Consider the following 19,614-nt stretch of genomic DNA (forward strand, 5'->3'; position numbering starts at 1 on the left):
CGGGGATTACTTTTGTCCAATTTAAAGGAGCATCTGACATGTCGGTAAAAGAAACCATATTGCAGCTTATCAATCAGGAATCCTTAGTTTCTAACCCTATTACAGAAACAACGGATCTGTATAAAGACCTGTATTTTGACTCACTTTCCTTTGTATGCCTGCTGATAAATATAGAAGAACAGTGCCATGTTACGATTGAGCTGTCAGAAATGGCGGACTGCCGCATGGTTGGGCAGCTCATTAAGATAGTAGAAAATAAAAGAGTGGAGGAAAACAATGATTAGAGACGCATTACTGGCAAGATGGGGAGAAAATCGTCCGGCTATACTTGACAAGGGAAGTCCCGTTTCCTATGCACAGCTGGCGCAGAGGGCGCTTGCGCTTCAGGCCGCGCTGCCGCAGGTGAGCGATCATCCCATTGCAGCAATCCTTCTTCCCGATGGAAGTGACTTTCTTTCGGCTCTGTTCGCTATCCTGCAGGCTGGGTGGACGGCTTTTCCTCTGAGCTTACATCTGTCCGCAGCAGAGCTCACCAGCCTGCTGAACCGTGCGCCGGTTTGTGCGGTCATTACCTGCCCTTCCTTGCGGCCGCTATGCGAGGACGCAGTCAGAACGTGTTCCCCCGCACCCGATATCTTAAACGTTGACATGTTACAGGTCACTCACCAGCAGCCTGACATACCAAAAACAGATCCCGAAGCCCCCATGCTCCTGCTCCCATCCTCCGGCACCACGGGAAATCCAAAATTAGTTAAACTTTCAGAAAGCAATATGGCGTTTAGTGCCGCAGCCTACTTAAGGCACATAGGGTATGAACGATATCGCGATCCTTCTCCCAGGTATGCACTTGGCACACCCTTTTCAGGAATATACGGTTTACTCGTTATCTTCTCTTGTGTTTTGCGCGGCTTCCCAATACTGGCTATGGCAGAAGGATTTACGCTGGATGCCCTGTTTAAGGCCGCACAGGAACAAAAGATCAGTCATTATGACGGCGGAGCCGTCACCGCTGTCCTGCTGGAGCGCACACTCGGCCGTTTAATCCCCTATGATATCTCTTCTCTGCGCTATTTCGGTTTTGGTGGAAGCAAAGCTCCGGAAGGTACATTAAGGCGCTTGTCTGCCGCCTATCCACACATACGGTTCTGGTCAGGTTACGGCATGACCGAGGCTTCTCCCCTCATTGCGCAGCCATACAGGGAACTTCCCTCAGATAAGATGGATTCCGTGGGAGTACCGCTGCCAGGTGTAAAGGTCTGCCTGGAAACAGAGACCGGTATAACAAATAAGCCAAATAAACCCGGAGAAATCCTAGCCCAGGGGCCTAATGTTATGCTCGGTTATTATGAAGATGAGAATGCTACAAGGGAAATCCTTAGAAATGGCTGGCTCCACACAGGGGATATTGGATACTTTGACGGCGATGGATACCTCTATATCTGCGGTCGAAAGAAAAACATGCTTCTGGTGCGGGGTTTTAATGTATATCCGGAGGAAGTAGAAACGTGTCTGCAGAGCTGTCCTCTGGTGAAGGATTGTATCGTGTATGGCAAAACAGACGTGCCCGGTACCGAATGTGTCTGTGCCGATATCGTTCCTGCGGCAGACGATGTCTCACTTAGCTCCATCCAAAACTGGTGCGCCGAACACCTGGCAGATTACAAGTGCCCGCATCATATCCGCTTCGTCGGTCAGCTTCATAAAACAACGACAGGGAAAAACCGGCGCACACAGGAGGAAGCATCCAAGTGAAACTCATCCACTTTCAGGGCCTCAACTGCTATCACGACTGTCTCATTACCTTAGCAAATGATTTCGGCCTGGATTATTCCGCTGTTTTTTCCGGACTTTGGTCAGAAAGCCATCTGCGCTACGACCCAATCTGCAATGTATTTTTATCTTGCAGATTGGAAAAGGCAATGGAATCCATGGGTATGAAACTGGGTACACCCTGGGTTTCAAGGGAAGAGTGGGAAAAAGGGTGGGCTGACACTCCTGCCGGAAGCTATCTCATCGTTGGCATGGATGCCTGCCTCATTCCGTGGAATCCTCTTTATCAGCTCATGTCAGGGCCACACTATTTTATCGTCCAAAAGGGAAAATCAGACTCTCACGACTGTTTCGATCCAACATACAACTTAATTGGACAAAGACAAACTACAGAAAAACTAATTGCCGGCGCTTACGCCCTTATCGCCATCCAAATGAACCCTGCAGCCTCACCCCTTATAAAGGATACAGAAGATCCATTTCTAGCTCAGGCCCGGGAAGTGCTGAAAATCCATCCAGAAACATTACATCATTTTCTTGAGCAGTCCGATGTCTGGATGCAGGAATCTAAGGAAACTATTTTGCTCCCTGGAAAATATGTGGATGCACTGCTGACAGGACGTTATTTATACCGGTATTTTCTAGGCCAGCTGGGCATAGACGCAAATAGGGCACCCCTTTTTTTCTCACAACAATACTATAAAAGATGGATCAATGTGAAAAATGGCTTTTACAAAGCGGCACTCGCTAAACATAATTCCGCCGTATATTATGAAACATGCCGTCTTCTCACCGATCTGTTTGAACAGGAACTTCAGCTGGCCGGTCAGGTCAGCTCCGGAAAATGAAACTGCCGTTAGTCTGCCCCATAACGAAGTATCATGACATGGGTTCCTTCTCTTTTCGATATTTCATAATCCTTTAAGATAGAGAACCGTGTCCGGTATGTCAGCCGCAGGATAGCCTGCTGGTTATGCGTATACAAAATCAATACCGCACCGTCCTTTAATAGGCTTGGAATTCTTTTAAAAAACCTATTATAAATATCTAACACATCAGCTTCCGTGAACTGGCCGATTTGAAACGGCATATTAGTAATTACCTCATCAAAAAGATAATCGTGATTAAACTGGAAGAAATCCCGGTTGACAAAGTGAATCACCTGCTTGGCTGTCTCTGCGTTTTTCCGGGCCTTTATGATGGCAGCTTCCTGAATATCAATTCCATAGGAAGTATTCGCCCTCACCGCTTTATGCCGCTCGATCAGCATCGTTCCCACGCCGCAGAAAGGGTCCAGCACCTGCCCGTCTTCCTTCATGTATTCCTTTGCAAGCGCGGCGGTCAATGCTGCATTGACCGGTTTAATACTAGTTGGAATTACTTCTTTGCGGTAGGTAAACCTGGTGTCCTTCAAGGTAAACAGCTTGATCATAATATTACAGTTTCCCAGTTTATTCTCGATCAGCCGTAATTCAAATTCGTAATTGTCTGTTGTATTGATCAGTTTTCGGTCCGATAATGATTCAATCTCAGCGGACAATTTTTTCAGAAACACACTCTTTTGCCCCAGATCCCTTTTACTTTTCATCTCAAGCCGGAAATAATAAGGTGCCTTCCCCTCATGTCGTTCCGCCATAAAAGCCAGCAGCGGGGAATTAACAATCGTCTGGGCAATCTTATTTGGCTCCATCTCACAGGGTCCCATCTCCCGCACCACAAATAACAGTTCCTGGTATGTACGGATATCCCTGAGCCAGCGAAGATTCGTAACGCTCGCCATAACACCCGCACCTAACAGCTTTGTCTTAGCATTTGGCTCCAGGGCCAGCAGCTCATCTCTGGTCAGTTCCCGAAAATTCCGATTGGTAAGCAGAAAAATATCCGCCGGTTCATCCCAGCCGGTAAATGAATGGATAACGCTCCCTTCGGCCCGGGTAACCAAGGCAGATAATTCCCTCATTTCCTCCATGACATGTTTCTGATTTTCCTCTGTCATGGGTTCTTTTTTCAATGCAGTCAGCCGATCTTTTATAGCATCCAAATACTCTCCGTAGTCAAAATGACCCAGAGCTGCTAAATAGGAACTTTTAACAAATCTCTGCTGCTCCTCCTGGTATGCTTTCCAGACAGGCGCCAGGAACATCTGATTTCCCAAATCCCCCATCAGCAATGCCGCATTCTTTCTGGTCTTCGCATCCTCTGACTGCAGGAGACCGATCAGAATAGACTCGTCGCCTTCGATGAGCAGTGAAAGTTTTGCCCGCTCCCCATCATTTTTTATTTCCTGTCTGATCTTGCTGAGACTCTGTCTCACTTCCTGATCATTTTGAATTTGATTCCATAATTCTTTAATCATGATACGCTCCGATTTTGTTGTATTATTGTAGGAATGATTGTAGATAACGGTTGAATCTGTCACACTATTGTTATTCAAACGGATGATTGAGGCTTGTTCCGAAATTATATGTGACAGGCACAGTTAATACTTGTTAGTGTTTTCAGTCAATGTTATGTTCAGCTACACCAAATGTTTTCAATTCATGGGCCCGGGTGAGCACGACTCCTCACGAGTCCACAGGTATGTACAGCAGAAGTAATTTCAATCCACGGGCTCATACGAGCCCGACTCATCTGAAAGGTTATGCCATCATCAATTGGATCAGTTTAGCCACGTCTGCTACACTGACATTCTTACCTTTTATTGTCGCATCCAAATCCATCGTAGAACAGGCATCCACTCCAACCATTGTGGACACCAACATACCTCCCTTTAAAATAAAACTGTTCCGATGCTCAGAAAGAGAAATGCATTCCAGCAAGCGCTCCATCATATAGTTTCGCATTAGGATTTGTGCATCAGCGGATTTCTCTTTCGACAGATTTCGGATTAAATCTTCAATAGCTCTGCCGTTTTAATCATAGCAACACGTCCAAATATTGCCTCAAAATCTTTTCTACATGAAACACTCCCGCATAATTCATCAGTACACGCAGATTTTTGTCTTTCCGAAGCATATATTGCCTTAAAGCACCCTGCAAGGTCTGGTTTCTATACTGCTCCTGCAGCGAATTAGATCGGAAATTGTACGTTCCATGTCGTAGATAGGCACAGTATGTTCAAATGGTGTTTGTAAATTGTCAATACCAATTTCATACAGCTCTGATTTAATTGTATAGACTATAATTCCATCTGCCTTCAGCCGCGAAGGACTGTATCCGCATTTTACCGTAACGGAGTAGGGAGACGCCTCACGATCTGTCAAGTCATGAAAAAACAAAGCTGTTTCATGGGAAAAAATATTGTTTGACCACCTGTTCTAAATCAGACTGATACAATTATTGAGTCGTAGCGATTAGATTTTAATTCGAACAACCGTGTCTCTTTTTCCGACAAATCTTTCAAATAAATTTGCTGCCCGAAAGCTCAGTTCACAATTGAACATAAAACATATCTCCGCAATTTAAATTTTAGGCAAACAAAAAATGCCGTTGTTTTGTCAACGACACTTTTGTTATAAGCTTATATAAACTTCAACAATCAGATCTCCTCAACCGTTTCTATGAACAGAATAGCACGTCAACTTGCGATAGGTCAAAGCCTGTTCGTATGTAAGTTTTTTATAAAAGCCTAGGTAAGAGTGGAGTTGCTGGTCTAGCAGCTGCCTATGCCGCTGTTAATAAATATAATCAACTTCGCTTTTGTAAAATCATTATTGTTTCTTTATTTATAGTCTTAAAACCTTGAATGGATGTATCAACATAATTTTTATTTTTAATAATATTTCTCCTAAAGTCATATTTCATATCCATCCCATAATAATCGGCCAACTCTTTTAGAACTAAATGCAATGGAAATTCCATTTTATTTACATGACGATTGCCAACTGTAACAACAAGCAACTTCCCCGGTTTTATAATCGGTTCTAGATTTTTAACTACATCAGAAAAATCAGAAATAAAACTTGCAACTTTTCTCGCTTTATCAATCTTGCCTTCGACTAGTAAAGATTGGACAAATTTATTTAACTCAACTGATATATTCAAAATACCACTTTGGAGAATATCCTCTATAGGATAATTAATTCCCCCAAGACTATCACGGTCAATTCTAGTTAAACTTGACACAGTTTCTTTGCTAACTAATTCATGAATATCTACTAATGGTATCCACCTTAACGGAAGCACTGAATACTGTCCATAAGTTATTGTTGTTGCATTATCTCCATATGGGGGTGACGTAATAACTAAATCCACACTGTTTTCAGCAAAACGTCTTCTATCTCTGAGAAGTTCTTTTGAATCGCCCAAATAAAGCCTTGCTGATTCATGCTGTCTCAGACTTTTAAATTCCAGAACCGCCTTCACATTGGATTGCAACTTTTCCTTAAAGTTTTGCACACAATCATACTCTGTTTCTTTTATAGTTTCTGCACTTTTAATATGTAATTTAAAAGTACTGGTGCGGGCATTATCAGCTTGCTTTGCGATTTCCGCAAAGGTTATCCAAAACAATCTTCTATATTTTATATCAGGCTCTTGTATTATGCAAAGTCTAATTTTACTTAACATTTGTATTATTTCAGGTTTATACCACTTTTCAATTCCATTAAAAGAATAATTTTCGCTTTTTTGATTAACCAAAACTTGAATTCTTTGTAACAACTGATTGGTTTTTTTATACAAAGTATTTGTTACATAATTCTGCATTTTCGACAAAACCACTAAATATGATAGTGGATTAATGTCAATGCCAACAACATTTAACTTTCGAATCAAGCCTTCCACTAGAATAGTTCCTGATCCCATAAATGGGTCAAGTACATTATGAATATCAGGGTCATTTTTTAATACTAAATCAAAAATCTCCCCCTGCATATTTGGCACCATTACAGCAGGATATTTAATCATCGAATGAACATGCTCACGTCGGTCATTTTTTCTAAAATCCCAATACTCTTCGACAGCTTCTTTTGACTTTAAGTCTGTAATCAATTCTGCTATAGCCATCCATACTCCTCCTTTCCTCAAATGTGTATATGATTAGTTAGGCTGGAAAACAATTTTTAATAAACTCGCATTTTATGTCTTGGCAATATGCTTTCCCTTTTGACGAATCAGTCGTTATAATTTTGTCAAAAGTTGCATTACGAATAATGCTATGACAATTTTCTAGTTTCTTCTTAAAACTGTCTTTATCTGATTGTACAATGGGTATTCTTGTAGGATTATTATTATTAAAGTCATACGATTCAATAAAATCAACCCTATCACCTGTTAAATTTTCATAACCAAGAACATAAACCATAAGTTGGTTTTTTATCTGCTCTTTTGAGAGAACTTCTGAGCTCGACTTGAAATCCACTATTGTTATTGTATTATTTAAACTATCCTTTACTAAATCTATTCTACCATCTATAAAAAGATATTCACTAATACTATAATCTATAGTTTTTTCTGAAAACAAGATATTCGGAAAGTTTGATTCATTATTAATAATATAGCTGCGTAAATGCTGAAATGCTTTTTTTTGCATTGCATCTACAAGCAATTTTGAACCATACGGCAAATATAAATATCTTTCAACTATATTTTGTATAGCCGTATCATCAAATCTTTCTATTTCTTTGTAATGCTTATGTACGAAATCTAACATATTGTGTACTGAACGACCGTACCCCATTCTAATATTGAGTGGAGAATGAAAACCGAAAACATTTAACATTTCAAATTTAAATGGGCAATCAAATAAATCTTTCAACAAAGAAAAATTAAGTGTTATTACCTCATCTGATGAAAACTTTTTTTCACTCGACATCGAATACACTATATCAAAACACATATCTTGATACGCATATTGAGAATTTTTTGCCTCAATAAATGGTTGTGCAGACTTTTTGTATAGTTTCGTTCCATTTCCATACGATTGTGGAGATCTCGTCATAAAAAGAAATTTTTCACTTCTTGTTATTCCTACATAAAATAATCTTCGAAAACTCTCTTCATCATTCTCATATGAATTTTTGATTGAGGAATCATTAAATATCCCCCAGGCACTTGTTCCACCCGGCTTTCTTAGCGGAAATATACTATTTTGTGTGAGAAATGGTAAAAAAACCACCGGAAATTCTAATCCTTTTGATTGATGGTATGTCATTATTCGCAAACTTCTAATCGTTTTGAAATTAGGCGATAACCATCCTTCAGGATAAATAGTCGGTGCATCATCCCTGAGGAATGTTTGAAAGGCTTTAAGCTTATATAAAGGACTCATATCCAAATATATTTTTTCAAAATCATTTATAATCTCTGTAAATTTCCCCAAATTATAAAATGTCTTTTCATCTTGCACTTGATTTATGAGTTGAAGGTCTGCAAAAAGGTTCTTAAGATTTTCCTGAATCGTGTATTCATAATCATCTACTCTATGAAAGAAGAATACGAATTCTAAAAGAGCTTGTTTAATATCATAGTCACTTAAGTGGGAATATTTTACCCACTTTTTAATAAGTGCTGTATCTATTTGTATTGACGATTTGGTAAAAGTAGCCTTATTGTATGTCGCTATCAATTCAAAAAGGACATTAAACGTCTCACAAAGAGTTTTTACTTCATCTGTCTCAAAGAGCTTTTGAGTTCCTTCAACAATAAAATCAATTCCACTAATTTGTAAAGCTTGGATTAACTCTGGAATCTTTTTTACTGAGCTAACAAGGATTACCATATCATCATAATCTAGCCCATACGTTTTTCCATCTTTTGTATACTCAGCACCAATCAATTGCTTGATTTTTTTTACAATAAAGTTAATCTCCGAAGCACGTTCATCAAAATCATATGCAATAATATCTCCTTTCTCATAATGTTGAGTATTATTACTATTCATCTGTTTACTCAATCGATTTTTATTGTTAATTATAACTTGTCTTGCTACATCAGTAATTCCTTGACTACTACGGAAATTAATGTCTAAATCTTCCCTTTTTACATTATTATATCTTTTTTGAAAATCTCGTATATATGTTAAATTGCTTCCTCGCCAGTGATATATTGTTTGGTCGTCATCTCCAACAACACATACTAAAACATTTTTATTGTAAAAATAACTAATAATTCTTTCTTGTGCGTCATTTACGTCCTGATACTCATCCACTATCAGATGTTTGATCGTAGACGTAATATAATGATCAAAATAACCGTTCTCAAGCAAGGTTAGCGTCTTTACAATGATAGACGTATAATCGAATTTGCTTCTTGAATCTAAACATTCTTCATATTTTGCTATATGTGATTGTAATGAAGTATCAAGTTTTTCCACACCATATTCTCGGGCAATATCCAAAAATGTTTTATAAGCACTTATAGCTTCTTGAAATTTGCTATTAGTCATTCCTTGATAAGCTAGGGGATATGGTTCACCGTTTTTTTGATGATACAACACATCATAAATTCCAATTTCAGACCGGAATCGCTTCATAAAGAGTCTCGTTTGAACTTCTTCAAGAAGTTCATAATTTTTATAATCATCATTATAGTTTTGAAGCAAATAATAGCAATAACCGTGAATAGTTCCAACATACATATCTGCGAGCCCTTCAAGACTTCCATGTTCTTTTTCAAATTCTTTATAAATTTTTTGTTTGAGTGAAGCTGCTGCCTTTTTTGAATATGTAACTGCCACAATATTCTCTGGCTTAACATTTGGTTGTTTTAACAGATTTAAAATTCTCGCAACCATAGTAGTCGTTTTACCTGACCCCGCACAGGCAACCATCTGAAGATTTGAATCAACTGTATTAACAGCATTAATCTGACTGGTTGTTAAAGCCATATGAATACCTCCTATAAACGGATAATTAAAATATTTCCTTTAATTATAACATTTTTTGATATCGTTTTCAATCAAAGCATCTATACATAATTATCAGGTATTGTAGGATTACAATACAGGTGTTTTAATTAAATATTTTAAGAGCAGAGATACTTCCTTTTGAGTTATATTTTAAGTCTACCACAACTAAAAATACTAAAAGGAGCTCTCTGCTACGACTACTATAACACACGATATGAGGTATCGTCTATCTCTCGTTCACTACACCGAAAAATTTGGGGGTACTAAAGCTTCTATTCGCTATAAGACCAATCGTCAGTATATCTACCACTGGAAGCGCCTCTTTGTTGGCTCGATCGACTTCATTCGTGATCGTTCCAGACGCCCTTATTTTCATCCTGACCAGCATACTCTTCAGAAAATTAAACACAGTTCTAACATGCGCAGACGTACCCTGATGCCGGTCTGGTCGTTTTTTTGTGAAACTTATGTAGCACGGCTATTCTCGTTCCTTTCCCGGCTTCTACTGCATCCTATAAAAAACAGGGCATTATAGCTGTCCATCCGTCTAATCAAAAGTATGTCTCCATGACCTATGAGCAAATGTAGCCTCTTGACCATCGCATTCAGATTGATGTCAAGTTAGTCCCTTCTGTCTGATCGTCAATGAAGCTAAAGGGGGCAGGAATTTACCAAACGGTTCAGCCCTCATGGAGTTTAAGATAATCCACCCCTCTTTCAGGTCAGTCTCATTGATCATGGTATCGTGCATAAACTGATATGTCCAGCTACTCCAAGACACAATAGGAAAGTGGAAAGAATACACCGCAAGGATATGCCACACACAGCTTCTCCTTTGAGGATATCTGTGGACAACTCAAAGTCTATAACCAGGGGGGATTAAAACATTTTCCGATGCGTCCTTTAGGCTGGATATCTTCTAAACAGCTGTTGGACGATTATCTGCTGTCATTTATTAAATTTTGATAACCTTACATCTTTATTCAATCGTTTATAAATATACTTCATTTATCCAAACCCATCCATATAATAAGGAGAAATTTTCGATTCTGAAATGAGTACCTTACTGTATGTAATTTTGACACAAAGTATATCTTTTGCCAAATAGTAAGGATTTTGCCGTAGTGTGCCTTTTGTCCAGCAAGACCTTCATTTTGGTACTATACAACGTTATCCCTGTCCGCCTTATCGTCAGAAACTTATCCATTCTATCTTCCGTACCCCCCATTTCCTCCTAACAATCGCGCATGCCCACCTAAAATCATTATCACAATTCTAATGCTTGATACCCTCTGGAATACCTGCAACAACTCTTCTTCGCTCGTTCGATATAACTTAGTTCTGTGAAACTTTTATTCAAACTTAGTTAATATATTCTAATTAACAATACTACTCTGAAATATTACACCTTTTTCTATGCTCTTTTAAAGCCTCACGATCTGGTTCAACATAACCTTTGGTTATCGGTAAACCAATAAATCTAGAAATGTATTCTTTGAATATTTGACTATGGTCAATATTTCTTTCTACAATTACTCTAAAATTGTCATCCAGCGAAAAGTATCCTAATTCAAATGCTTTATCATGAATAGGGCAAAAGCATAGTCCATTTGAAGTATTTCCACGCTTCTCGCTGTTATCAGCCCACCTTGCAATATGAGAAGCAACCAAAAACTCTTTGTCAGCGATCTTACATCCCGGAAAACAGCACTGATTATTATAATTATTTTTCACATTTGTTGCAAAGCGCTCATGCCCTACCCGTACTTTAATTTGTTTTAAGGTTGTAGATGCCGAAACAGACACACCAATGGGCACAGACTCATTATTAAACTTTTCTGTACCATCTAATATTATTTCCAATAAAGCTTCATCAACTTCTGAAAGATATCCACCATTTAAGCATTGCAATCTACCCGATTGTATAGTAAAAAATAAATTCTTAGGTTTGCTTTTTTTCTCGTAGTAATCTTTCAACTCTAATTCTTTATCAAAAAACAACCTGTAAAGATTAATAGAGTTTTCAAATTTCAAATAATCAGTTAGAATTGCTCTATAAAAACTATTGCAATAAGCCCATTCACCAGCAATAGGCGGGCATTCTTCAGTCCTATAGCCATCTGTTTTGGCAATAGAATACCCGACAATTTTTGCCTCTTTTCCTTTACCTCTAAGATGAAGAATAAAGTCACCCGATTTCACCTTATTTACATTATCCCAAAATAGCCACGACTTATTTATGCTTTTACCCTTCTTGTACGTCGGCGCCCATATACATCGAGTAAATCCCCATGCATCGCCACCATGTTCTATATCCCGACTCATCTCAAGCCAGACTTTCATATATTTCTCCACTTTCTTCCTAAATTAAAATAAAGTACATATGTAGGAAATCACAATAATACTTAATTAATAATCTTGTTTTGCCAAAAAGTATGGGGTTTGCCATATAGTTCATTTTTACAAAACAAACCCCATCTTTTATACTCTCCGGCGATATCCCCATCCCCACTTAGATGGAAACTTATCCATATCTATTCCTTTAAAAACACAACTCCATTTCCCGCTAAAAACCCTGCACCCCCGCCTGGAATCAAGGTTTCCGCACCAGAAGCGTAACCGTCTCCACATGTCCCGTCCCCGGGAACATGTCCACGCAGCACACCTTCTCCACCCGATACCCCTGGTCCTGCAGCACCACCAGATCCCTTGCCAGGCTGGTCGGTTTGCAGGAAATATACACCAGCCGGTCCACGCCGTAGTCGATGATCTTGCCCAGCGCCTTGGGGTGGATACCATCCCTGGGCGGATCTAACACGATCATATCCGGCTTCTCTTCGATGGAATCAATCACCTTTAACACATCCCCGGCAATGAATTCACAGTTGGTAAGGCCATTTAAGGCCGCGTTTTCTCTGGCCGCCTCCACTGCTTCCTCCACGATCTCCACGCCGATCACTTTCTTTGCCACCGGCGCCAGCAGCTGTGCAATCGTGCCGGTCCCGCTGTACAGATCAAAGATCAGCTTGTCCTTTGTCTCCCCCACGTAGTCTCTGGCCTTCGAGTAAAGCACCTCGGCTCCCAGGGAATTAGTCTGGAAGAATGAGAAGGGGGAAATCTTGAATTTCAGGCCCAGCACTTCCTCATAGAAATAATCCTGCCCGTACAGAACTTCGATGCTGTCGCATTTTACCACATCGGCCGCGCTGTCATTGATGGTATGCAGAAAACCGGTGATCCGCCCTTCCAGAGGCAAGGCAAGCAGCTGATCCGTAAGATCACGCAGATCCATTTGCTCCTGGGAAGTGGTCACCAGATTCACCAGCAGTTCCCCGGTTCTGGCGCCCCGTCGGATGACCAGATGGCGCAGAAAACCGGTGTGGGATAATTTATGGTAGAAATCGGTACCTTTTTTCTGAAAATAGGAAAGGGTACTGGACAATATCTGGTTAAAATCCGGGTGGACCAGCTTACAGCAATCCGCTGTAATGATATCATGAAAACTGCCTTTTTTGTGCAGTCCGAGGGACAGCGGCCCGTCCTTTACCTCATCCCCGAAGGAAAACTCCATCTTATTCCGGTAACCATATTCCAGCGGGCTTCTCAGGATACCCTCAAATTCATAAGAATCACAAACCTGATTCAGCAGTTTGCGCACCTGCTCCACTTTCATAGAGAGCTGATAATCATAGGGCAGAGACTGATAGCTGCACCCGCCGCAGATGCCGAACTTCGGGCAGATGTCTTTTGTTTCCTCAAGCGGTGACTTCTCCAGAACCTCCAGCAGCCGTCCCTCATAACGGCGGTTTTTTACTTTATTAACCGCAAAACGGATCTTCTGGCCCGGGATGCAGTTTTTCACAGTTACCTTTTCATTTTCTATATAAATGATTCCCTTGTTGGGGAAATCCACATGGTCTACAATTCCTTCATAAACCTGGCCTTTTTTTACTTTCTTTTCTTCGTTCATGCTGTCCTCCATGTATGCTTTCAATGTCTTCTGATGAAATATAATACAATATTACGATAATTCACAAAACGGGCCGGAACAATGCAGATGGATTCTGTTCTCCGGCCCGTTACGTGATTTGTATTTATTTTATCATAGATTTCAGAAATAGCAAAAAAATGTTTCTATCCGACAGCATTTTTGATTTGCTTCGTTTCTATTCCCACCGGAAAAACCGGATGGCAAGCCCGATACAGAGGACAGACAGGAAACAAAGTATAACAATCGGTATCAGGACGCCTTCCATGGGAAGTCCCAGGGAAGAAGCCTTCAGCAGTTTTATTCCCTGGGTCAGGGGCAGTACATCCGCGGCCCGCTGCAGCGCCGCGGGCATTACTTCATAGGGCAGGGTTGCTCCGGAGAGCACCAGCATGGGAAAATACAGGATACTGGCTATCATACTGGCGGTTTTCTGATCCTTCGCCAGTCCTCCCACCACGGTTCCGATGCTGAACATGGACAGCATAACCAGCAGAAAACTGCCCAGGAATAAGGGTAAGTTTCCTTCAAACCGGCATTGAAATAGAAATCTTGCTGTGAAGTAGACCAGCACCAGGGAAACCACGGAATAAAGTCCGTAGATCACCAAGTGTACGCCCAGAATCATAGAAGGGCTCACCGGAGTGACTTTGAACCGTTTCAGAATCTTTTTATGCCGGTAATCGGATATAAGCAGGGGCAGCCCCATCGCTCCGCCGGCGCAGATCGCAATGGTAGAGATTGCTCCAAAGGATTGCTCCAGAAAAGAGTAGCCTGCTCCGTCGAAGGCCGGTTTACTGCCGTACAGACAGCCCAGAATCACAACCATGACTACCGGAAGACAGATAGCAAAGATCACCATATCCATCCCCCGCAGAGATAATTTTCCTTCTATTTTCAGCATTGTTTTAAATGTTTTCAATCGTGTTCTCTCCTTCCGTAAACCAAAGATACGCTTCCTCCAGGTTGTCGCATCCGCTCCTGCTGACTGCCTCCTGCGGGCGCCCCTCAAAGATCAGGACGCCTTCTTTCAGGATACCGATCCGGTCACACAGGATTGCCACCTCGTCCATGTAGTGGGACGTAAGGAACAGGGTAATCCCCTTTTTCTTAAGTTCCAGGAGATAGTTCCACACATCCCGCCTGGCTCTGGCGTCAAGCCCTGTGGTCAGTTCATCTAGGAATACCATCTCCGGTCCCGGAATCAGGGCAAGGAGGACAAACAGTCGCTGGCGTTCCCCGCCGGACAGCTCCGCTACCAGGCTTTTTTTCTTTTCCTCCAGCCCGAATTGCTTTATCAGGGGCTGATAATCCAGGGGCTTGCGGTACAGGGACGCCGTTTCCTCACACAGTTCACTGACCAATATTTTATCCGGATAGCGGGCCTCCTGAAACTGTACCCCGATCCGCTCGAATATTGTCTTTCTTCTCTTATCCGGGGATTCTCCCAAGAGCAGGGCCGCTCCCCGGTCCGCCTTTCTGGTGCCCAGCATACATTCAATCGCTGTACTTTTTCCCGCGCCATTGGCCCCCAGAAGCCCGTAGACCTCCCCCCGGCTGATCTTAAGATTCAGATCATGTAACACTTCTTTCTGTCCATAGGACTTGTACAAGTGACTTACTGAAATAACGGTTTCATTTTGCACTCTTTTTTATCCTCCTTTTTATGTCGCTGTATAGGACAAAGAACCCCGCTTGCGGGATTCTCCGCCTGCGTCGGGTTGCTCTGGCAACACGATTCCTTTCCGCCGCAGTGCGTTCCCCGAGGGTTTTATCCTATAGCATAAAAATAACACCAGGCCTAAGTCTGGTGTTAAAGTGGAGGGTTTATGTAATTACGATTCATTATTATTCCAGATATCATCAAGCGATTTTGCAGCTGCAATCGTATTATAAGAAGTATATCTGGGGGCCTGAGGGGCCTGTCCTTTCTTTGATCCAAGACCTATTTTATTAATCTTCTTCAAAGATCCATGTTTAAACAGTACCATATATTTATTCGTATCTTTATATTTCATGATCCGGTCGACCTCTGCAATATAAGTAATTCCAGATACAGGCGCTACCTGATAAGCAGCAATATATTTAATTTTGTCGATCATTGCACTGGAAATACGTATGGCAAACCATCTGTCATTCTTTAAAAATTCCTCATTAAATCCCTCTTCTCTGGCAGGAACAACGATTGTATCTAATTCGTCTGCATCTTCTGCAGCGGGCAGATCAGTCAGAATATCGTCCTTAAATGGAATAAACCGATGTAATTTTTTATCTCCGCAAATATAGGTCTGCGCCTCAATAATTTCAGTAGACATAGTCAGCTGACTCATGACATGGTGTAACTCATCAGTTGCCTCATCTATGACAATAATTGATGCCGGTTTCTTATCAAAAATGACGGTATCTAATAGTTCATTTATATTTTTTACTGTTGATTTCAGAAAATAAGCATGAAGAACGGACTGCTTATCTTTACTGCTATTGATTTCATTTAACAGCAGATTCTTCATCTTATACTTATCTGTCTCTGAGGAAATTCCAAAGCGCAGAATTTGCTCGCCGATATGCCCATAGACGTCATGGCTATTTAATTCAACTTCCACAAGATAAAGCCGCGGATCATTGTGGAAGGTTAAATCCAAATAATAGCCATCCGGAATGGCGGCTCCTTTTTTCGGTATTCCGATTAATTTCTTGATGTCAAAATAGATTCCGTCCTTCCCGAATATCGCCCCTGCATTTTCAACGATCATTCGTTCAAAATCTTTCTCGTATTCATACGTATAGCTTGTGTATATTCGGCCATCTTCGTCAATAATCTTATACATTGTTCCTGCCCCTTTATACAAATAGGATTCGGGTGTCCAAGCACCGTTGGTGCTAACTCATACCATCTATCGGCATCTTACCATAAATACTGGTTTAATACCATATGTTGGAGTATAAAATGCCAGTTCAGAAGGGCAAAACACTCATATTAACTTCTTCGGTCCAAATTCCCGTTTCATCTTTTTCAGCTGCTCTTCCATCTCCACAGCGTCCTCTGCCGCTGACTCCAGGGAAGTGATAAGCCGGTCGCAGACAGAGACAATATCTTCCTGCTGCCCAGGGGTATCCAGCGCCGTCTGTATTTCTTCCGGATCATTTCCGGTGCCCTCCCACCCGCGCAGCATGCGCAGGATTGCCATCAGGGAATAGTTGGCGCATCGCAGACACCGGATTACCCTCAGCCGGTCCAGGTCTTCTCCATTATAAACCCGGTAGCCGTTTGCCTTTCTCTTCACCTCGATCAGACCGTTTAATTCCCAGTTGCGCAGGGTATCAATCGTCACATCCAGGCAGTCCGCCGCCTCCTGTCTGGTCCATATGGCATCCTCCTGTTTTTCTTTTCCGCCGTCCATAATCGCAGCCGCGATCCGAATGGCTTCCCGGGCATAATTCTGTTCCGCACGGATGAGCTTCTGATACCTTCCCGTTTCTTCCAGGGCCTTTTCATAGTCTCCCCGGGCAGAAATTTTAATGATCTTTCTCGCCAATCTGCGCAGCCCGTTTTGAAGGACCTCAGCGCGCAGGGCAATTCTGACAAGCTTTATCTGCTCCAGGTGGACTGCTGTAAAGATCCGGTAGCCGTTTGCCTCCCGCTCTGCCCGAGGGATCATCCCCCATTCTTCATAGAGACGGACCGTATTAGGATGTATGCCAATCAGTGCCGCGATCTCGGATGTCCGGTATGTTTTCTTCTGCTTCTCTTCCAACAGGTCCGCCCCCTTTCTTTCCTAATGTTTGTTTAGTCTGTTTTATCCCGCACGTCCAGGTAGTAATGCTCCGTATTCAGATCCAGCGTTACTTTCTCAATTCCATTTTCCAGATCAAACCCAAAAGTCTGCGCTGTAATCTCCACATTTTCACTGTGTCGTATTTCTGCTGTCTGGTTGGTAAAATCAAGTCTGGAACCCAGAGTTGTTACCATATCAAAGCCCCGGACTCCTATCTTGTCGGAACCGCTGCCTCCGAAATCAAAGCTGGGCTCCTTCTTAAGCTCTGCCTTCACCTCAACACTTTCTCCGGCTGGTATGGTGATATCCAGCGTCAGATAGCAGATCCGCTTATGAATACTGGTTTCCGCTATAATATCCTCCAACATTCCTGTCTGGTACCGCTCAGCCTCCCGTTCTCCGCCGGTGCCGTACATGGCAAAGAAACGGCATACTTCTCCATAATACAGCTCAAAAGGCACCGAGCCGCCGCCTTCGTACTGTTCCAGGTATTCCCCGGTAAGATTCCGCAGCAATTCTCCCAGTGTGGTTTCATACCTGGCTACGTCGGCGGATACTCCTTCCATCTCTTCTCCCTTTTCACAGCCGCCGTCCTGATAACCCTGCAGCTTATAGTCTCCGATATCCTCCCCCAGGACGACCAGATAGCGGTCCCGGCCATAGTCGCTGCGTCCCGGCTCTGCTATAAAATAACTTCGTCTGGCAAACTGACTCTCTTCATCCCACTCTGCCCCGTTAAATCCATAGGTAAGAATCTTGGTTTTATCATAATCCATGGAAAATTCTATGGCAAGGGTAGGGGCCTCACCGGAATCCATGCCGGCAGACGTATCCGACAGCCGGTATACGATCACCTTCTGATCCAGTACCGGCGGATCTGAAAATGCAGTCCGCTCATACTCACCATTTTCCAGCAGGGCCTTATAATCCTCCCAGGAACCGGGCATCTCAAGATTCAGTGAACTGCCCTCATCCTCCGGCTCTCCCGTCCCGGTAAACCCTCCGCTGTAAGGACCTGCATATAGAACAGTATCCTGTACCTTCCCGTCAACAGAAATAACAGGCTTATTCATTTCTCTGAAATTTCCGGCAAAAGGATAGAGTAACGTTACCGTTTTATCTTCCTCCGTCTCATTTGTCAAACTATAATCGTCAGACACCGGTATCTTCCACAGCCGTTGTTCCTCCCCTGACTTTGACTGCGTGAAATCAAAAACCAGATTTCGTTCTGCTGTAATCCCATCTGTCTGCTTCGTAAGGGTTAATGGAAATACCGGCCCGGCATAGGACATAAATCCTGTATTGCCATTGCTCCCGCCTCCCTCGGCTCCGTCCTGGGCAGGCGGATTACCCGCTCCGTTTCGGCTGAGCAGATGCAGCCCTGTACCCGCCGCCGTAACCACTAGCGCAAATACAGCCGCAATCACGGCCCATTTCCTCCACATGGTTTGAAAGGGCTGCAGCTTTGTAGTCAATGCCTCTTCAATCAAATCCTCCCGAACGTCCGTTATCGCATCATATATTTTTTCCTGCTGCCTCATAGAGTTATCCCCTCCTGTTCCAGGGCTGTGCGAAGGCTGTTCCTGAGCCGGTATAACTTCTGCGCCATTTTACCCGGCGTCACGGAACACTCTGCCGCCAGATCTTTCACTGCGTCTCCATTCCAGTAACGTCTTAAAAACAATACTCTCTCCTGCACCGTAAGGCCGTCCAGCCAGCTGTTAATCAGCTTTGCCAGTTCTTTCACTTCAACCGCCTGCTCCACATTCTGCCCTGAGGGAATACAATCACCCAATTCAGACATCAGCTCCGTCATACCGTCAAAGCGTTTTTTCGCTCGGTTCATCCGAAAACGGCTGATAGAGAGATTGCGCACAATTCTTCCCAGATACGCTCTCAAGGAATCCGGTTTCTTCGGCGGCATGGTATTCCATGCCCTGTGCCAGGTATCGTTGATACATTCCTCACTGTCCTCATGGCTGGAAAGAATGTTGAATGCAAGCTTTCGTAAGAAGCCGCCGTATTTTAAGTTCGACTGTGCTATCGCTTCCTCGTTTCGTTCCCAATACAGCGCTATAATCAAGCCATCTTCCACATCTTCTCCCCCTTTCTCGCAAATTCATTTACTCCTTCATCTATATAGACGCAAATGGAACAGAGATATCTGCTCTAAGTAAAATATTTTTCCGAGAATCCATCCACAGCAGAAAAAAACAAGGCGGTACAGCAAA

General features: G+C 42.4%; 14 protein-coding genes and 2 pseudogenes. 3 read left to right on the plus strand and 13 right to left on the minus strand.

From position 1 onward, the window contains the following. The first annotated feature begins 38 nt into the window (after nucleotides 1–38). The 3 genes from ABCW47_RS08305 to ABCW47_RS08315 all read left to right on the plus strand — a co-directional run bounded on the left by ABCW47_RS08305 (nucleotide 39) and on the right by ABCW47_RS08315 (nucleotide 2,618). Entirely contained in the window at nucleotides 39–284 is a 246-nt protein-coding gene (locus ABCW47_RS08305; protein ID WP_343209388.1) for an acyl carrier protein, read from the plus strand. Further along, nucleotides 277–1,752: a class I adenylate-forming enzyme family protein gene (locus tag ABCW47_RS08310; RefSeq protein ID WP_343209389.1), complete on the plus strand. Its 1,476-nt coding sequence runs from the start codon at nucleotides 277–279 to the stop codon at nucleotides 1,750–1,752. Before ABCW47_RS08305 ends, ABCW47_RS08310 begins: the two co-directional genes overlap by 8 nt. Before the next feature lie 182 nt (nucleotides 1,753–1,934). Then, on the plus strand, nucleotides 1,935–2,618 hold the full coding sequence (locus tag ABCW47_RS08315) for a hypothetical protein (RefSeq protein WP_343209390.1): 684 nt from the start codon (nucleotides 1,935–1,937) through the stop codon (nucleotides 2,616–2,618). Nucleotides 2,619–2,626: 8 nt separating this feature from the next. Here the strand turns inward: ABCW47_RS08315 and ABCW47_RS08320 are convergent, their stop codons facing one another. The 13 genes and pseudogenes from ABCW47_RS08320 to ABCW47_RS08380 all read right to left on the minus strand — a co-directional run bounded on the left by ABCW47_RS08320 (nucleotide 2,627) and on the right by ABCW47_RS08380 (nucleotide 19,478). Then, nucleotides 2,627–4,126, minus strand: coding sequence for a TRM11 family SAM-dependent methyltransferase (locus ABCW47_RS08320; RefSeq protein ID WP_343209391.1), 1,500 nt, complete (start codon nucleotides 4,124–4,126; stop codon nucleotides 2,627–2,629). Between the two features lie 286 nt (nucleotides 4,127–4,412). After that, nucleotides 4,413–4,690 (minus strand): annotated as a pseudogene (locus ABCW47_RS08325) (nucleotidyl transferase AbiEii/AbiGii toxin family protein); the annotation flags it as partial. Next, a pseudogene (locus ABCW47_RS08330) lies at nucleotides 4,687–5,069 on the minus strand (type IV toxin-antitoxin system AbiEi family antitoxin domain-containing protein); the annotation flags it as partial. The pseudogenes ABCW47_RS08330 and ABCW47_RS08325, both read right to left, overlap by 4 nt. A 388-nt stretch (nucleotides 5,070–5,457) precedes the next feature. Next, nucleotides 5,458–6,777, minus strand: coding sequence for a hypothetical protein (locus ABCW47_RS08335; protein WP_343209392.1), 1,320 nt, complete (start codon nucleotides 6,775–6,777; stop codon nucleotides 5,458–5,460). Nucleotides 6,778–6,814: 37 nt separating this feature from the next. Further along, on the minus strand, nucleotides 6,815–9,598 hold the full coding sequence (locus ABCW47_RS08340; protein ID WP_343209393.1) for an ATP-dependent DNA helicase: 2,784 nt from the start codon (nucleotides 9,596–9,598) through the stop codon (nucleotides 6,815–6,817). A 1,410-nt stretch (nucleotides 9,599–11,008) separates the two neighbouring features. Beyond that, the gene (locus ABCW47_RS08345; RefSeq protein WP_343209394.1) at nucleotides 11,009–11,962 is read right to left on the minus strand and encodes an HNH endonuclease signature motif containing protein; all 954 of its coding nucleotides are present in this window, start codon (nucleotides 11,960–11,962) and stop codon (nucleotides 11,009–11,011) included. A gap of 250 nt (nucleotides 11,963–12,212) precedes the next feature. Continuing rightward, nucleotides 12,213–13,589, minus strand: coding sequence for a 23S rRNA (uracil(1939)-C(5))-methyltransferase RlmD (gene rlmD / locus ABCW47_RS08350; RefSeq protein WP_343209395.1), 1,377 nt, complete (start codon nucleotides 13,587–13,589; stop codon nucleotides 12,213–12,215). Between the two features lie 196 nt (nucleotides 13,590–13,785). Further along, nucleotides 13,786–14,529 (minus strand): ABC transporter permease, encoded by a 744-nt coding sequence (locus tag ABCW47_RS08355; RefSeq protein ID WP_343209396.1) that lies wholly within the window; start codon nucleotides 14,527–14,529, stop codon nucleotides 13,786–13,788. Then, on the minus strand, nucleotides 14,516–15,253 hold the full coding sequence (locus ABCW47_RS08360) for an ABC transporter ATP-binding protein (protein ID WP_343209397.1): 738 nt from the start codon (nucleotides 15,251–15,253) through the stop codon (nucleotides 14,516–14,518). The genes ABCW47_RS08355 and ABCW47_RS08360 overlap by 14 nt, the downstream gene beginning before the upstream one ends. Before the next feature lie 189 nt (nucleotides 15,254–15,442). Then, nucleotides 15,443–16,435 carry a hypothetical protein gene (locus ABCW47_RS08365; protein WP_343209398.1) on the minus strand — a complete coding sequence of 331 codons (993 nt, stop codon included), beginning with the start codon at nucleotides 16,433–16,435 and terminating at the stop codon, nucleotides 15,443–15,445. Between the two features lie 144 nt (nucleotides 16,436–16,579). Further along, the gene (locus ABCW47_RS08370; RefSeq protein WP_343209399.1) at nucleotides 16,580–17,362 is read right to left on the minus strand and encodes a MerR family transcriptional regulator; all 783 of its coding nucleotides are present in this window, start codon (nucleotides 17,360–17,362) and stop codon (nucleotides 16,580–16,582) included. A gap of 32 nt (nucleotides 17,363–17,394) precedes the next feature. Beyond that, nucleotides 17,395–18,924, minus strand: a complete 1,530-nt coding sequence (locus ABCW47_RS08375; RefSeq protein WP_343209400.1) for a hypothetical protein — start codon at nucleotides 18,922–18,924, stop codon at nucleotides 17,395–17,397. Further along, nucleotides 18,921–19,478: an RNA polymerase sigma factor gene (locus ABCW47_RS08380; protein WP_343209401.1), complete on the minus strand. Its 558-nt coding sequence runs from the start codon at nucleotides 19,476–19,478 to the stop codon at nucleotides 18,921–18,923. The genes ABCW47_RS08375 and ABCW47_RS08380 overlap by 4 nt, the downstream gene beginning before the upstream one ends. Nucleotides 19,479–19,614: the final 136 nt, after the last annotated feature.

It is taken from the genome of Anaerolentibacter hominis (assembly GCF_032380675.1).
Lineage (GTDB): Bacteria > Bacillota > Clostridia > Lachnospirales > Lachnospiraceae > Anaerolentibacter > Anaerolentibacter hominis.

What these genes read in the sequence shown, in the direction of transcription:
- ABCW47_RS08305 (WP_343209388.1), top strand. Translation starts at nt 39, where the DNA reads ATGTCGGTAAAAGAAACCATATTGCAGCTTATCAATCAGGAATCCTTA.
- ABCW47_RS08310 (WP_343209389.1), top strand. Translation starts at nt 277, where the DNA reads ATGATTAGAGACGCATTACTGGCAAGATGGGGAGAAAATCGTCCGGCT.
- ABCW47_RS08315 (WP_343209390.1), top strand. Translation starts at nt 1,935, where the DNA reads ATGAAACTGGGTACACCCTGGGTTTCAAGGGAAGAGTGGGAAAAAGGG.
- ABCW47_RS08320 (WP_343209391.1), bottom strand. Translation starts at nt 4,126, where the DNA reads ATGATTAAAGAATTATGGAATCAAATTCAAAATGATCAGGAAGTGAGA.
- ABCW47_RS08335 (WP_343209392.1), bottom strand. Translation starts at nt 6,777, where the DNA reads ATGGCTATAGCAGAATTGATTACAGACTTAAAGTCAAAAGAAGCTGTC.
- ABCW47_RS08340 (WP_343209393.1), bottom strand. Translation starts at nt 9,598, where the DNA reads ATGGCTTTAACAACCAGTCAGATTAATGCTGTTAATACAGTTGATTCA.
- ABCW47_RS08345 (WP_343209394.1), bottom strand. Translation starts at nt 11,962, where the DNA reads ATGAAAGTCTGGCTTGAGATGAGTCGGGATATAGAACATGGTGGCGAT.
- rlmD (WP_343209395.1), bottom strand. Translation starts at nt 13,589, where the DNA reads ATGAACGAAGAAAAGAAAGTAAAAAAAGGCCAGGTTTATGAAGGAATT.
- ABCW47_RS08365 (WP_343209398.1), bottom strand. Translation starts at nt 16,435, where the DNA reads ATGTATAAGATTATTGACGAAGATGGCCGAATATACACAAGCTATACG.
- ABCW47_RS08375 (WP_343209400.1), bottom strand. Translation starts at nt 18,924, where the DNA reads ATGAGGCAGCAGGAAAAAATATATGATGCGATAACGGACGTTCGGGAG.